Raw genomic sequence first — 14,082 nt, forward strand, 5'->3', positions numbered from 1 at the left:
AGGCGACGGCCTGCTTGGACAGGTCGTCATAGATGATCAGCGCGTCTTGCCCGCGGTCGCGGAAGTATTCGCCCATCGCGCAGCCCGAGTAGGCCGAGATGTATTGCATGGCGGCCGATTCCGACGCCGATGCGGCGACGACGATCGTGTATTCCATCGCACCGTGCTCTTCCAGCGAGCGCACGATGTTCTTGATCGTCGATGCCTTCTGGCCGATGGCGACGTAGATACACGTCATGCCCTGGCCCTTCTGGTTGATGATCGCGTCGATTGCCACGGCCGACTTACCGGTCTGGCGATCACCGATGATCAGCTCGCGCTGACCGCGGCCGATAGGCACCATCGCGTCGATCGACTTCAGGCCGGTCTGCACCGGCTGGTCCACCGATTTACGGGCGATCACGCCGGGGGCGACCTTCTCGATCACGTCCGTCATGCGGGCATTGATCGGACCCTTGCCGTCGATCGGCTGGCCCAGCGCGTTGACCACGCGGCCGATCAACTCGGGGCCGACCGGCACTTCGAGAATGCGGCCCGTGCACTTGACGGTGTCGCCTTCGGAGATGTGCTCGTACTCGCCCAGGATCACGGTGCCGACGGAGTCGCGCTCGAGGTTCAGCGCCAGGCCGAACGTCGGGGTGCCGTCGGCGGTGGGCGGGAACTCCAGCATTTCGCCGGCCATGGCATCGGACAGGCCGTGCACGCGGACGATGCCGTCGGTCACGGACAGCACGGTGCCCTGGTTGCGGATGTCGGCACTGGCGGCCAGGCCTTCGATCCGGCTCTTGATCAGTTCGGAAATTTCAGCGGGATTGAGCTGCATGACTTCAGTCCTTTGTGGGCTTGCGGCACTACGCCGTCAGCGCGACTTTCATTTGTTCGAGGCGGGCTTTCACCGAGGTGTCCAGCACTTCGTCGCCCGCCACCACGCGAATGCCGCCGATGAGGGACGGGTCTTCCTGCACGGTGAGATTGAGCTTACGGCCAAAGCGCTTTTCGAGTGCCTGAGCAACGCTGCGCAGTTGCTCGGCCGCGATCGGGAAGGCGCTGTAGACGATCGCATCGGACGAGCCGGTCTGCGCGTTCTTCATCTCGCGAAACTGGTGCGCGATCTCGGGCAGGGCGGCCAGGCGGCCGTTGTCGATCACGATGCGCAGGAAGTTCTGGCCCGCGGTGGGCAACTGCACGCGCGCGACGTCGGAGACGACGTCGAACACCTGCTGGCTGCCGACGTTGGGGTTGTCCGCGAACTGCCGCAGCTGCTCGTTGCCGGCCACGACGGCCAGGGCGTCCAGCCACTGCGAGGTGCCGCCCAGGTCATTCGTCGATGACTGGAACAGCGCCTCGGCATACGGACGGGCGATGGTGGCGAGTTCGGCCATGCCTGGTTTCCTTTACTGCAGCTCGGTCTGCAGGCGATCGAGCAGATCGGCGTGCACGGCGGGGTTGACCTCGCGGCGCAGGATCTGTTCGGCGCCCTTGACGGCCAGCGCAGCCACCTGCTCGCGCAGGGCCTCACGGGCGCGCACGGTCTGCTGGTCAGCCTCGATGCGCGCCGCGGCGACGATCTTGTTGGCCTCTTCGGTCGCGCGGCCCTTGGCCTCTTCCACGATCGCCTGGGCGCGGCGCTCGGCGTCGGCCAGCAGGGCGGCGGTGTCGTTGCGCGACTTCGCCAGTTCCTCTTCGACGCGCCGGTCGGCGGCAGCCAGTTCGGCCTTGGCCTTGTCGGCGGCGGCCAGGCCTTCGGCGATCTTGTGCGCGCGCTCGTCGAGCGCGGCGGCGATCGGAGGCCACACGAACTTCATCGTGAACCCGACCAGGATCAGGAACACGATCACCTGAATGATGAGGGTACCGGTGATGCTCACTTGGTCATCCTTGCTCCCGGGCACACACGCGCGCCGGGAATGGTTGGTTGCGAAAGGATGCTGCGCTTACCTGTTGGCCAGCTGGCCCAGGAACGGGTTGGCCGTGGCGAACCACAGGGCGATACCCGTGCCGATGATGAACGCCGCGTCGATCAGGCCGGCCAGCAGGAACATCTTGGTCTGCAGCTCGTTCATCAGTTCCGGCTGGCGGGCAGCCGATTCGAGGTACTTGCTGCCCATGATGCCGATACCGATGCAGGCACCGATGGCACCCAGACCGATGATCAGGCCGGCGGCCAGTGCGACGAAGCTGATGATTTGTTCCATTGTTTCTACTCCTAGGGACTTTGTGGTGGTTGACGAGAAAAGGAAAGGCGAAAAGCGGTGCGGTGCCCGCAGGGGCGAACCCCTGCGCTGCGATCAATGGGCGTCGTGGGCCTGACCGACGTAGACGAGCGTCAGCATCATGAACACGAAGGCCTGCAGCACGATGATCAGGATGTGGAAGATCGCCCAGGCCGAGCCGGCGACGATGTGGCCGATGGCCAGGCCGATGCCCGTCGCGTTGAGCGAGAAGGCGCCGCCCATCAGCGCGATCAGCAGGAAGATCAGTTCGCCGGCGTACATGTTGCCGAACAGTCGCATGCCGTGCGAGACGGTCTTGGCGATGAACTCGATGATCTGCATCGCGAAGTTGAAGGGCCACAGCGCCGGGTGCGCGCCGAAGGGCGCGGTGAACAGCTCGTGCACCCAGCCGCGGATGCCCTTGATCTTGATGTTGTAGAACAGGCAGATCAGCAGCACCGAGAGCGACAGGCCCATCGCGATGGAGAGGTCGGCGGTGGGCACCACGCGCATGTACGCGTGCTCGGCGTCGTGCCCGGTGGCGCCGTAGATGTGTTGCCAGAGGAAGGGCACCAGGTCGACCGGCAGCAGGTCCATCGTGTTCATCACGATGATCCAGACGAACACGGTCAATGCCAGCGGCGAGACGAACTTGCGGCTGGTGGCGTTGTGCACGATGCCCTTGGCCTGCGACTCGACCATTTCGACCAGCACCTCGACGGCAGCCTGGAAGCGGCCGGGCACGCCGGGCGTGGCCTTGCGTGCGGCCTTCCAGAGGAAGAAGCACGTGACCGCGCCCAGCAGGATCGCCCAGAACAGCGAGTCCCAGTTGAACACGGAGAAATCGACGACGTTGTCCGGCTTCTTGTTCTGCCAGAACGTCAGGTGGTGGACGATGTATTCCCCCGCGGTCGGTCCCTGCCCCGCGGCAACGTTTTCAGCAGCCATGTTTCTTTCAGCTCGATTTCGTCCTGGGGCGCGGGGCAAAAGCCAGCGCGACCCAGTACACCTTCATTGCCAGGACCAGGCCCACCAGCAAAGCCGGCCAGCTCAGTCCCGCCACCAGCCTTGGCGCCACCAGCATCATGGCCAGCGTCAAGGCGATCTTGACCATCTCCCACAGCAGGAAGCCGACGGCGGCCGTGCCTGCATTGAGCGATGAAAACCTTCCGGTCATCCCCCGCGCGAACACCGCCGCGGGCACCAGCACGGCCGAAGCTCCGTACAGCACGGACCATCCGACGTTCTGCCTTCCGGTCAGCAGCCACCCCACCAGCGCCGCCACCAGGCCGACTGCGGCCTGCCCCGCCACCACCCACCAGGGGGACATGCGCGGGTTCAGCTCACGCACACGCTGCGCCTCTTCGGCGCTCAGCGGCAGGACGGGGGATGCCTCATCTGGTTCTTCAGGCAGCGGGGCGATTCTTGTTGTTGGCATGTGCCGCCGCTGTCGACCCTGAAAGTTTTCGGAAAGCCTCCCATTATAAGAAGAAACGCAGAGGCCTCCACCAGGCGCGGATCATGAGCAATGCGGATGCGGGGGACGGTTGTTGCGTCGAGGTTGAACCGGGCTGGTTCAGAATCCTGCCCCATGCGCAACCTCCTCCTGCTCTTCCACATCGCCGGCGCCATCTTCTGGATGGGGGGCATGGCCTTCGCCGTCATGGCCCTGCGCCCCGCCCTCCATGCCGATTGGTTGCCGCCGCAACGATTGCCGCTGATGGTGGGGGTGCTGCGGCGCTTCTTCGTCGTGGTGATCGTCAGCATCGCGCTGCTGCTGGCGACCGGCGTGCCGCTGCTGCAGCAGTTGCCGGGCGCGCAGGCGCCGCGCGGCTGGCACGCGATGGCGGGCCTGGGCATCGTGATGATGCTGCTGTTCGGGCACATCTACTTTGCGCCCTGGAAGCGACTGCAGCGGGCCGTCGCGGCGCAGGACTGGCCGGAAGGCGGCAAGCGCATGAACCAGATCGCCTCGCTGGTGAAGATCAATCTCACGCTCGGGTGGGTGGCGATCGCGGCGGTGCTGCTGTGGCGGTGAGCCGAACCAGTGACAATGCAGCCATGAGTGACAACATCCCTGCCCTGCCCTGCTGGCTGAACGGCCAGATGAGCACCTTGCAAGAGGCCAAGGTAAGCGTGCTGGATCGCGGCTTCATCTTCGGCGACGGCGTGTACGAAGTCGTGCCCGCCTACGAAGGCCGCCCCTTCCGCTTCGAGCAGCACATGACGCGGCTGGACCGCAGCCTCGGCGTCATGCGCATCCGCAATCCGCTGGACCGCGCTGCCTGGCGCAAAGTGGTCGACGACCTGATCGCCGCCTATGCGCAGCACGTCGGCAAGCAGCCCGCAGACACGAACCAGCTCGTGTACCTGCAGGTCACGCGCGGCGTGGCGATGCGCGACCACGTGATGCCGCCCGACATCGAACCGACCGTCTTCGCGATGGTCAACCGCCTCTATATCTACCCGGCCGAAGAACGCGCCAAGGGCGTGATGTGCGTGACCGCGGACGACTTCCGCTGGCAGAAGGCGCATATCAAGAGCACCAGCCTGGCGGCCGCCGTGCTGTCGCGGCAGATGAGCGCGGACGTGGGCGGCAACGAGACCATCATGTTCCGTGACGGCTGGCTGAGCGAAGCGGCCGCCTCGAATGTCTGGGTGGTGAAGAACGGCGCGGTCCTCGGCCCGCGCAAGGACAACCTGGTGCTGGAAGGCATCCGCTACGGGCTGCTGGAGGAGTTGTGCGGCGCCGCCGGCATCCCCTTCGAGCTGCGGCCGGTGAGCCGCGAGGAAGTGCTGGACGCCGACGAGATCCTGCTGTCGTCGGCCACCAAGGAGGTGATGCCGTGCACGGTGCTGGACGGCAAGCCGGTTGGAAACGGCCGACCTGGCCCTATCTACGAGAAGCTGTTTTCAGGCTATCAGCAGGCCAAACGCTCTTGACCATGACCGCTTCCATCTTTCCGCCCAAGTCCGCGCTCACCGCCGGCCAGGAAACCCTGATCGAATACCCGAGCGCGTTCCCGATCAAGGTGATGGGCGCCAAGGTGGAAGGCTTCGTCAACGCCGTCACCACCATCGCCCGCCAGTTCGATCCCGCCTTCGACGCCTCGACGGTCGAACTGCGTGACAGCAGCAAGGGCAATTACCTGGGCATCACCATCACGGTGACGGCAACCAGCCGCGAGCAACTCGACGACCTGTATCGGGCGCTGACCGCGCACCCGATGGTCAAGGTCGTCCTCTAAACCCACATGCAGGTCAAGGTGCTGGGGCGGGTGGACTACCTGCCCACGTACCAGGCGATGGCGGCCTTCACCGAAGGCCGCGGCGCCGACACGCCCGATGAACTGTGGCTGTGCGAACACCCGCCGGTGTTCACGCAGGGACTCGCCGGCAAGGCGGACCACGTGCTCGCTGCGGGAGAGATCCCGGTGATCGCCACCAATCGCGGTGGCCAGGTGACCTATCACGGGCCCGGGCAGGTGGTGGCGTACCCCTTGATCGACCTGCAGCGGGCGGGGTACTTCGTCAAGGAGTACGTGTATCGGCTGGAAGAGGCGGTGCTGCGTACGTTGGGGGGGTTCGGGGTGACGGGGCATCGGGTGCGCGGGGCGCCGGGGATTTATGTGCGGACGGAAGATCCGTTCGGGCATGCGAGGCTGCTGCCCTCACCCCAGCCCTCTCCCGCAGGCGGGAGAGGGAGCGATGCGGAGTCACTCCCTCTCCCGCTCGCGGGAGAGGGCGGGGGTGAGGGTGCCCCCGATCCCTTCTCAGGCCTGGCCAAGATCGCCGCCCTCGGCATCAAGGTCACCCGCCACCGCACCTACCACGGCCTCGCGCTCAACGTCGCCATGGACCTGCAACCCTTCGAGCGCATCAACCCTTGCGGGTACGCAGGGCTGCGCACGGTCGACCTTTCTACAATCGGGGTCTCCACCACCTGGAACGAAGCCGCTGCGCTACTGGGCCACAAGCTGCAGGCGCTGCTGGCTCCCTGAAGACCAGAAAGATCCCATGAGCTCCAGTAACGTCGTGCGCGAGGCGCAGTCCGTCGAAACCTACGAGGCCGGCGCCAAGCAGAAGGCGGCCGCCAAGCTCTCGCGCATCCCGGTGAAGGTGGAGGCGGGCGAGATCCTGAAGAAGCCCGACTGGATCCGCGTCAAGGCCGGCTCCGCCAGCTCGCGCTTCTACGAGATCAAGCAGATCCTGCGCGAGCACAAGCTGCACACCGTGTGCGAGGAAGCCTCCTGCCCCAACATCGGCGAATGCTTCGGCAAGGGCACGGCCACCTTCATGATCATGGGCGACAAGTGCACGCGCCGCTGCCCGTTCTGCGACGTCGGCCACGGCCGTCCCGATCCGCTGGATGTTGAGGAGCCGGAGAACCTGGCCAAGACCATCGCCGCGCTCAAGCTCAAATACGTGGTGATCACCAGCGTCGACCGCGACGACCTGCGCGACGGCGGCGCCGGCCACTTCGTCGCTTGCATCCGCCGCACCCGCGAGCTCTCGCCCGCCACCACCATCGAGGTGCTGGTGCCCGATTTCCGCGGCCGCGACGACCGCGCGCTCGAGATCCTGAAGGCCGCCCCGCCCGACGTGATGAACCACAACCTGGAAACCATCCCGCGCCTGTACAAGGAGGCTCGCCCCGGATCGGACTACCAGTTCTCCCTGAAGCTGCTGCAGAAGTTCAAGGCGCTGCATCCCGGCGTGCCCACCAAGAGCGGCCTGATGGTGGGCCTGGGCGAGACCGACGAAGAGATCCTCGCGGTGATGGGCGACATGCGCGCGCACGGCATCGAGATGCTGACCATCGGCCAGTACCTGGCGCCCACCACCTCGCACCTGCCGGTGCGGCGCTACGTGCACCCGGACACCTTCGCGATGTTCGAACGAAAGGCCTGCGAGATGGGCTTCACGCATGCCGCCGTCGGCGCGATGGTGCGCAGCTCGTATCACGCGGACCAGCAGGCGCAGGCGGCGGGCGTGCACATCGCCTCGTAGCAGCCCGGGCTCCTAGGGTTGCCCGCGGTGCCCGCCGGCGGGCGATGGACTACAACGTCGCCTGCGGCGATCATCCCTGTGTCGCCCATCGGAGAGACCGCATGCATGACGATCCGCGCGAGCCCGCTTCCCAGCGCCGCCGCGATTTCCTGAAACTCGCCGGCACGCTGCCGCTGGCCGCGAGCCCCGGCTTCGTTGCCGCCCAGGCGCCCGCGCCCGCGGGGCCGGTGCCCGGCATCGACCCAGCCGACCGCGTCTTCATCACGAACGAGGACTCGAACACGGTCGTAGTGATCGACCCCGCGCGCAACGTGGTGGACACCACCATCAACCTCACGAGCTTCGACGAGGATCCACGCGTCCCGTTTCGCTTCGTCTCCGGCGGCGTCGCGCCCACGCACGCGGCGATGATCCACAAGCCGCTGTATCACGGCTGCGTCGACGCGCACGGCGCGGTGCCGTCACCGGACGGCCGCCTGATCGCCGTCAGCGGCCGCGGCTCCAGCAACATCTACCTGATCGACACGGCCACGCGCCGCGTGATCGGCAACACGCCCAATCCCGCGCTCGGCACCAACATCAGCCCCGAGCGCATCAGCACCGGCATCCTGGTCGGCCGCGAGCCGCACGAGCCCACCTTCACGCGCAACGGCCGCGAGCTGTGGGTGACGCTGCGCGGCGAGGACCGCATCGCGATCCTCGACGTGGAGCGCGCGCTCAAGTTCCTGCGCGGCGACGCCAGCGCGCAGCCGATCCGCGCCTATGTGGACACGCTGCCTGGGCCCGCGCAGGTCTGGTTCACGCGCGACAGCACGCATGCCTTCGTCGCCAGCCAGAAGGTGGCGAGGATCGACGTGTTCTCGCTGCGCGCCGGCAGTGACGGCCACCTCGCACCGCAGCGGGCGACCACGCTGGCCATCGCGGAGCAGGACCGCCCCGGCTTCACGCCCTTCCTGAAAACCACGCCGGACGGGGACGAGGTGTGGTTCTCGCACAAGCTGGCCGATTCGGTGTCCTGTCGCTCGACGCGGCCCGAGTTCCACCTGCTCGATGCGGTGCCGCTGGGCACCGATGCGCGGCCCAACCACGTGGAGTTCGTCAACAACGCCCGGGGCCGCGTGGTGTATGCCAGCCTGGCGCGGGTGGACGACGGCGGCCCGGGCGGCGTCGCCTCCAGCCGCATCGCGGTGATCGATCGCTCGGTGCCCAGCGGCCAGCGCCGGCCGAGCGGCAACTTCTTCAGCCATGGCCGCGAGGCGCACGGCCTGTGGACCAACCCGGAAAACACCTTGCTGTACGTGGCCCACGAGCAGGACGAACTCCCCGGCACGCCCAACGCCGGCCAGACCGTGTGCAGCGCCTTCGACGTGCGCGATCCCCTGAAGCCGGAGTTCATCGCCCAGATCCCGCTCGGCGAGCTTGCCCTTCCTTCCGGGCGCCTGCGCAACAAGAAGAGCATCAACCTGGTGTACGTGCGGGTGGGGTCGCCGGGGCAGACCGCGTGAGCCCGCCCGGCCGCCCCAACGGCGAACACCGCAGTGCGCAACACGGAGCTTGTCCGTGAGCGCTTTCGACGACGAGATGGATGCGGGGATGGCGCGCATGATGACCGACATGCACGCGGCGCGGCCGACCGGCGATCCCGACATCGACTTCCTCGCGATGATGATTCCGCACCATGCGGGCGCGGTGGCGATGGCGCGCGCGCTGCTGCAGCACGGACGCGACCCGGTCACGCGCCAGCTGGCCCAGGAGATCATCGCGGGGCAGACGGTGGAGATCGAAGGGATGCAGCGGCGGCTGGCGCTGTTGCAGCAGCCAGGGCGCGGCCCCGAGTTTCCGGCACTGGGGGGGACGCGGGGGCGGTGACCGCCTCCCTGTACGCCCTCGGCGCCATCGCGCTCTGGGCCACCTTGGCCTCCCTCGGCGTCGCCCTGCGCCACGTCCCGCCCTTCCTGCTCACGGGCCTCGGACTGGTGATCGGCAGCGTCCCGGCCTGGCCCCTCGCGCGCCAGTGGAAGGTGCCGGCGCCCACGCTGGCCCTGGGCGTGTATGGCCTGTTCGGTTTCCACTTCCTGCTGTTCATCGCATTGCGCCTGGCCCCGCCGGTGCAGGCGAACCTGGTGAACTACCTCTGGCCGCTGCTGATCGTGGTGCTCGCGCCGGTGCTGCTCCCCGGCATGCGATGGAAGGCCGCGCACGTGCTTGCCGCGCTCGCGGGTTTCGCCGGCGCCGCCATCGCGATCCTAGGGAGCGCAGCGAGCGCCGACACGGCCTGGTCCTGGGGCTATCTGCCGGCGCTGGCGTCGGCCTGCATCTGGGCGACCTATTCGCTGGGCACGCGGCGCGTGGCCAGCTTTCCCACCGCGGCCATCGGCCTGTTCGGACTGGTCTCGGGCCTGCTCTCGCTCGCCTGCCACTGGTGGCTGGAACCTGCCGTGTCCCTCTCGGGCCGCGACTGGCTGTTCATCGCCTTGCTGGGGCTCGGCCCGCTGGGTGCCGCCTTCTTCCTCTGGGACCGCGCCCTGAAGACCGGCGACGCGCGCCACATCGGCATCCTCAGCTATCTCACGCCGCTGCTGTCGACGGCGCTGCTGGTGCTGGTGACGGGGCGGACACTGACGCCCGCCATCGCGCTCGCCGCGGCGCTGATCATCGGCGCCGCCGTGCTCGGCACGCGCGCGAAGTGAGGCGGCTCACACCTCGCTCTGGTCGACGATGCTCGCCGACCGGTTGACGGTCTGGTTCGGGATGACCGTGGACTTCCGCTGTCCCTGAGCAGGATGCGCAAGCCGGCGCGCTTTGGCTGCGCTCAGAACACCCCGAGGTGTCGCGTCGCCGACTCCGGATTCGCCCGCACCTGGTCGCCGCTGCCCTGCATGACGATCGCCCCGGTATTGAGCACCACCACATCGTCGGCCAGGCGCATCGCCAGCGCGAAGTTCTGTTCGACCAGGATGATCGACAAGCCCTCCTGCTTCAGGCGCGCGATGCCCTCGGCCACCTCGTGGACGATCAGCGGCGCCAGGCCTTCGGACGGTTCGTCCAGCAGCAGCACCTCGGGGTTTCCCATCAGCGCGCGGCCGATGGCCAGCATCTGCTGCTCGCCGCCGGAGAGCGTGCCGGCCCGCTGGCGCACCCGCGGCTTGAGCAGCGGGAACAGCTCGTACACGCGCTCGCTGGTCCAGGGCCGCGGGCCGGGACGGCGCTGCGCCGCCACGTTCAGGTTCTCCTGCACGCTCAGGCTGGCGAACACGCGCCGGCCCTGCGGGCACAGGCGCAGTCCGCCGCGGGCAATGGCCTCCGGGACCAGCGTCTCGATGGCCCGCCCGCCCAGCGCGATGCGGCCCGCGCTGGCCTTGAGCAGCCCCGCGATGGTCAGCATGGTGGTGCTCTTGCCGGCGCCGTTGCGACCGAGCAGGGCGAGCAGCCGGCCGCGCCCCAGCGTGAGGTCGATGCCGTGCAGCACGTGGCTGCGGCCGTAATGGGCGTGCACGCCCTGCAGCACCAGGACTTCATGCGCCAAGATAGACCTCCCGCGTGCGCGGATGCGCGACCACCGTCTCGCGGTCGCCTTCGACAATGAGCTGTCCGTAGTGCAGCACGGAGATCTGTTCCGCGAAGGCCAGCGCCACGTCCATGTCGTGCTCGATCATCACGATGGTGGTCTCGCGCGGAATCGCGGCGATGAGGTCGCGCACGATGCTGCGCTCGTCCTGCGAGAGTCCGGCGAGCGGCTCGTCCAGCAACAGCAGGCGCGGGCGCTGGGCCATCGCCACCGCGATCTCGGCGCGCCGCTGCTCGCCATACGACAGTTCACCAGCGGGCACCTGCGCGCGGTGCTGCAGGCCCACGGTCCGCAGCACCGCGAGCGCCTGCGCGTGCAGGTCGGCCTCGTCGGCCAGCGGGCGCAGCGGCCGGAAGCGGCGGCGGTCGACGCCCAGCATGCCCAGCACCACGTTGTGCAGCAGCGTGTCGCGCGCGAACAGCGTGATCACCTGGTAGGTCCGGCTCACGCCCAGGTGCGCGCGCCGGCGCACCGGGACCCGCGTGACGTCCTCGCCGAACAGGCGGATGCTGCCCGAATCACAGGCGATTTCGCCCGCGATCTGGTTGAACAGCGTCGTCTTGCCGGCGCCGTTGGGCCCGATGATGAGGCGTCGCTCCCCGGCTTGCACGGTGATCGATACGTCCTGCGTGACGGCGATGCGGCCAAAGGCCTTGCAGAGGTTCGTGATCTGCAGGGCCGGCGTCATGCGTGGCCTCCGGCCTGGCCGGGCACTTGCTCGCCCACCACGGGCACTGCGCCCTCGGCGCTCGCTTCGGCGCCGGGCGCGTGCTCGGGCGCCTGCGCGGGGCGGCGCCGGAACCAGGAGAGGATGGACACCAGCCCTCCGGGCAGGAACATCACGATGAAGATGAAGACCAGGCCCAGCATCAGGTTCCAGCGCTCGACGTAGGCCGAGGCAAAGTTCTTCAGCATCACGACCAGCAGCGCGCCCAGCACCGGCCCGTAGATGGTGCCCGGGCCGCCGGCGATCACGCTCAGCAGCGCCTCGGCGGACACGGACACCGAGACCGCGCTCGGGTGGATGTATTTGTGGAAATACACATAGAGCAGGCCGGCGACGCCGGCGAAGAAGCTGGAAAGCACGAAGGTGGCCCAGCGGATCGCCCATACGTGATAGCCGAGTGCCTCCATGCGCCGGGGCTGCTCGCGGGTGCCGCGCAGGCTGGCGCCGAAGGGCGACTCCACCAGCCGCTTCATGGCGAAGATGCAGGCGCAGGTGATGGCCAGCGCAAACCAGAAGAAGTTGTTGCTGACGTCCAGGTCCCAGCCGAAGGGATGCGGGCGCGTCAGGCCCGACAGGCCGTTGTCGCCGTTGGTGACCGCGACCAACCGGTAGGCCAGGCCCCAGACGATCTGCGACAGCGCCAGCGTCAACATCAAAAAGCTCAGGCCGGTGGCGCGCAGCGCGATCCATCCGAACACCATGCCGGCCGCGGTGGTGATCAGCAGGGCGAGCGGCGCGGTCAATCCGTGCCCGAGCCCCAGCTTGAGGGCGAGCCAGGCACTGCTGTACGCCGAGATGCCGAGAAAGCTGGCATGCCCGAGCGAGGTCAGCCCGCCATAGCCGGTCAGCAGGTTCAGGCTGGAGGCAAACACCACCGCGATCAGCACCTGGCTCGCGAGGTTGACGAAGTACTCGCCGGCCACCAGCGGCAGCAGGGCCACCAGCGCTGCGACGGCGAGCGGCACCCAGCGCATGACCGGGCCGGCGGTGTGCGGCGCGTTCATGCGAAGCTCCGCCCGAACAGTCCGTTGGGCCGGAAGGCCAGCACCACCACCATCGGCAGGAACAGCACCACGTAGGCGAGGTCCGGGACCAGGAAGATGCCGAAGGTGTAGATGAAGCCGACGATGAAGCTCGCGAAGAAGGTGCCCGTGAGGCTGCCGATGCCGCCCAGGATCACCACGATCAGCGCCAGCGGCAGCATCTCGGCATCGAGCCCGGGATAGGCATTGAAGATCGGGCCGGCGAGCGTGCCGCCCAGTCCTGCCAAGGCGGCTCCCAGGCAGAAGACGATGGAGAAGAGCAGCGAGGCCGGGATGCCCGCGGCCCGCGCCATGGCCATGTCATCGACCCCGGCGCGGATCATCGCGCCCAGGCGCGTGCGTTCGATCAGCAGGTAGAGCAGCAGCCCCACCACGATGGCGATGGCCAGCACGACGAGGCGATAGGCGGGGAAGCTCAGGCCGAACAGGTGCAGCGGGGCCTGCAGGAACGTGGGCGTCTGCACCGGGATCGGGTCGCCGCCCCAGATCATCAGGCACACGTCGGCGGCGACGAAGGACAGGCCCAGCGTCGCCAGCACCTGCGCCTGCGAATTGCCGCCGAGGCGGCGCAGCAGCAGGCGTTCGATCAGGCCGCCCAGCACCGCCACGCACACCATGGCCGCCAGTGCGGCCAGCAGCAGGTTGTGGCCGGCGCGCACGACGGTCGCGGCGACATAGGTGCCTATCATGAACATCGCGCCGTGCGTGAGGTTGGCGATGCGCATCAAGCCGAAGATCAGGGCGAAACCCGAGGACAGCATGAACAGCAGCCCGCCGAGTGCCAGGCTGTTGAGGGTCTGGATCGCCCAGATCTGCATTGCGTCGGCTCCTCAGCTCTCGAGGTTCTTCGCGGGCGGATAGTCGCGCGAGTACACCGGGTTGGCCAGGAACTGCTTGGGGTCGTACTTCCAGAACTGGCTGACGTTCGGATAGGTCTTGACCACCGCGTTGACCAGGCGCCCGTCCTTGCGCTGCACCTGGCGGATGTAGACGTCGCCGACCACGTTGCCGTACTCGTCGAAGTGCACCGGGCCGCGGGCCGTCTGCACGTTGGTCTTCTTCAGGGCCGCCATGAAGGCCTCCTTGTTGGCGACATTGCCCTTGACCGCGTTCAACGCGGCTTCCAGCACCGAGCCGTTGACGTAAGTGGCCGCGGCATAGAAGCCGGGGTCGTAGCCGAAGGCCTTGCGGAAGGCCGGGGCAAAGCGGGCGTTCACGGGGTTCGCGAGTTCGGCCGAATACCAGCAGGCGGTCTGGATGCCCAGCGCCTCGTCGCCCATGTTGCGCAGCACGGATTCGTCCAGCGCCGTCATGCCGCCGATCACCTTGATCTTCTTGTCGAGACCATATTCGACGAGCTGGCGCACGAAGCGGAATCCGTTCGATCCTGCAAAGCCCAGGAAGATCGCATCGGCGCTGTCGTTCAATTGCGCGACATAGGTGCCGTAATCAGGGGCCGTCAGAGGTGGAAACAGTTTCTGGACGATCTGCCCGCCGTTTTCCTCGAACACACGCTGGAAG

General features: G+C 67.6%; 18 protein-coding genes and 1 pseudogene. 8 read left to right on the forward strand and 11 right to left on the reverse strand.

Features of this window, described 5'->3' with window-relative positions:
* The 6 genes and pseudogenes from JWP60_RS11135 to JWP60_RS11160 all read right to left on the reverse strand — a co-directional run.
* A pseudogene (locus JWP60_RS11135) lies at positions 1 to 823 on the reverse strand (F0F1 ATP synthase subunit alpha); the annotation flags it as partial.
* 28 nt (positions 824 to 851) lie between these two features.
* The gene (locus tag JWP60_RS11140; RefSeq protein WP_299790654.1) at positions 852 to 1,382 is read right to left on the reverse strand and encodes a F0F1 ATP synthase subunit delta; all 531 of its coding nucleotides are present in this window, start codon (positions 1,380 to 1,382) and stop codon (positions 852 to 854) included.
* Positions 1,383 to 1,394: 12 nt separating this feature from the next.
* Entirely contained in the window at positions 1,395 to 1,868 is a 474-nt protein-coding gene (locus JWP60_RS11145; protein ID WP_299790657.1) for a F0F1 ATP synthase subunit B, read from the reverse strand.
* A 66-nt stretch (positions 1,869 to 1,934) separates the two neighbouring features.
* Positions 1,935 to 2,195 (reverse strand): F0F1 ATP synthase subunit C, encoded by a 261-nt coding sequence (gene atpE, locus JWP60_RS11150; RefSeq protein ID WP_299790660.1) that lies wholly within the window; start codon positions 2,193 to 2,195, stop codon positions 1,935 to 1,937.
* A 93-nt stretch (positions 2,196 to 2,288) separates the two neighbouring features.
* On the reverse strand, positions 2,289 to 3,161 hold the full coding sequence (atpB, locus tag JWP60_RS11155) for a F0F1 ATP synthase subunit A (RefSeq protein ID WP_299790663.1): 873 nt from the start codon (positions 3,159 to 3,161) through the stop codon (positions 2,289 to 2,291).
* A gap of 7 nt (positions 3,162 to 3,168) precedes the next feature.
* On the reverse strand, positions 3,169 to 3,651 hold the full coding sequence (locus tag JWP60_RS11160) for an ATP synthase subunit I (RefSeq protein WP_299790665.1): 483 nt from the start codon (positions 3,649 to 3,651) through the stop codon (positions 3,169 to 3,171).
* A 153-nt stretch (positions 3,652 to 3,804) separates the two neighbouring features.
* On the opposite strand from JWP60_RS11160, the gene JWP60_RS11165 reads away from it, so the two are divergent.
* From JWP60_RS11165 to JWP60_RS11200, 8 genes are all read left to right on the forward strand, one after another.
* Positions 3,805 to 4,251, forward strand: coding sequence for a CopD family protein (locus JWP60_RS11165; protein ID WP_299790668.1), 447 nt, complete (start codon positions 3,805 to 3,807; stop codon positions 4,249 to 4,251).
* Positions 4,252 to 4,274: 23 nt separating this feature from the next.
* The gene (locus JWP60_RS11170; RefSeq protein ID WP_299790671.1) at positions 4,275 to 5,156 is read left to right on the forward strand and encodes an aminotransferase class IV; all 882 of its coding nucleotides are present in this window, start codon (positions 4,275 to 4,277) and stop codon (positions 5,154 to 5,156) included.
* A gap of 2 nt (positions 5,157 to 5,158) precedes the next feature.
* A complete protein-coding gene (locus tag JWP60_RS11175; RefSeq protein WP_299790673.1) occupies positions 5,159 to 5,461 on the forward strand; it encodes a DUF493 family protein in 303 nt (100 codons plus the stop codon).
* Positions 5,462 to 5,467: 6 nt separating this feature from the next.
* A complete protein-coding gene (gene lipB, locus JWP60_RS11180) occupies positions 5,468 to 6,214 on the forward strand; it encodes a lipoyl(octanoyl) transferase LipB (RefSeq protein ID WP_299790676.1) in 747 nt (248 codons plus the stop codon).
* A gap of 16 nt (positions 6,215 to 6,230) precedes the next feature.
* A complete protein-coding gene (gene lipA / locus JWP60_RS11185) occupies positions 6,231 to 7,223 on the forward strand; it encodes a lipoyl synthase (protein ID WP_299790679.1) in 993 nt (330 codons plus the stop codon).
* Between the two features lie 101 nt (positions 7,224 to 7,324).
* On the forward strand, positions 7,325 to 8,728 hold the full coding sequence (locus JWP60_RS11190) for a YncE family protein (RefSeq protein WP_299790682.1): 1,404 nt from the start codon (positions 7,325 to 7,327) through the stop codon (positions 8,726 to 8,728).
* 55 nt (positions 8,729 to 8,783) lie between these two features.
* Positions 8,784 to 9,092 carry a DUF305 domain-containing protein gene (locus tag JWP60_RS11195; RefSeq protein ID WP_299790685.1) on the forward strand — a complete coding sequence of 103 codons (309 nt, stop codon included), beginning with the start codon at positions 8,784 to 8,786 and terminating at the stop codon, positions 9,090 to 9,092.
* Positions 9,089 to 9,913: a DMT family transporter gene (locus tag JWP60_RS11200; protein WP_299790688.1), complete on the forward strand. Its 825-nt coding sequence runs from the start codon at positions 9,089 to 9,091 to the stop codon at positions 9,911 to 9,913. Before JWP60_RS11195 ends, JWP60_RS11200 begins: the two co-directional genes overlap by 4 nt.
* A 122-nt stretch (positions 9,914 to 10,035) precedes the next feature.
* On the opposite strand, the gene JWP60_RS11205 is transcribed toward JWP60_RS11200, so the two are convergent.
* The 5 genes from JWP60_RS11205 to JWP60_RS11225 all read right to left on the reverse strand — a co-directional run.
* Complete coding sequence (locus JWP60_RS11205) at positions 10,036 to 10,749, reverse strand: ABC transporter ATP-binding protein (protein ID WP_299790691.1); 714 nt, start codon at positions 10,747 to 10,749, stop codon at positions 10,036 to 10,038.
* On the reverse strand, positions 10,739 to 11,479 hold the full coding sequence (locus JWP60_RS11210; RefSeq protein WP_299790694.1) for an ABC transporter ATP-binding protein: 741 nt from the start codon (positions 11,477 to 11,479) through the stop codon (positions 10,739 to 10,741). Before JWP60_RS11210 ends, JWP60_RS11205 begins: the two co-directional genes overlap by 11 nt.
* A complete protein-coding gene (locus JWP60_RS11215; protein WP_299790697.1) occupies positions 11,476 to 12,522 on the reverse strand; it encodes a branched-chain amino acid ABC transporter permease in 1,047 nt (348 codons plus the stop codon). Before JWP60_RS11215 ends, JWP60_RS11210 begins: the two co-directional genes overlap by 4 nt.
* Complete coding sequence (locus tag JWP60_RS11220; protein WP_299790700.1) at positions 12,519 to 13,379, reverse strand: branched-chain amino acid ABC transporter permease; 861 nt, start codon at positions 13,377 to 13,379, stop codon at positions 12,519 to 12,521. Before JWP60_RS11220 ends, JWP60_RS11215 begins: the two co-directional genes overlap by 4 nt.
* A 12-nt stretch (positions 13,380 to 13,391) precedes the next feature.
* A partial coding sequence (locus JWP60_RS11225) for an ABC transporter substrate-binding protein (RefSeq protein ID WP_299790703.1) occupies positions 13,392 to 14,082 on the reverse strand: 691 nt, incomplete at its 5' end.

Origin of the sequence: Ramlibacter sp. (genome assembly GCF_028291745.1) — a bacterium.
Classification (GTDB): domain Bacteria; phylum Pseudomonadota; class Gammaproteobacteria; order Burkholderiales; family Burkholderiaceae_C; genus Ramlibacter.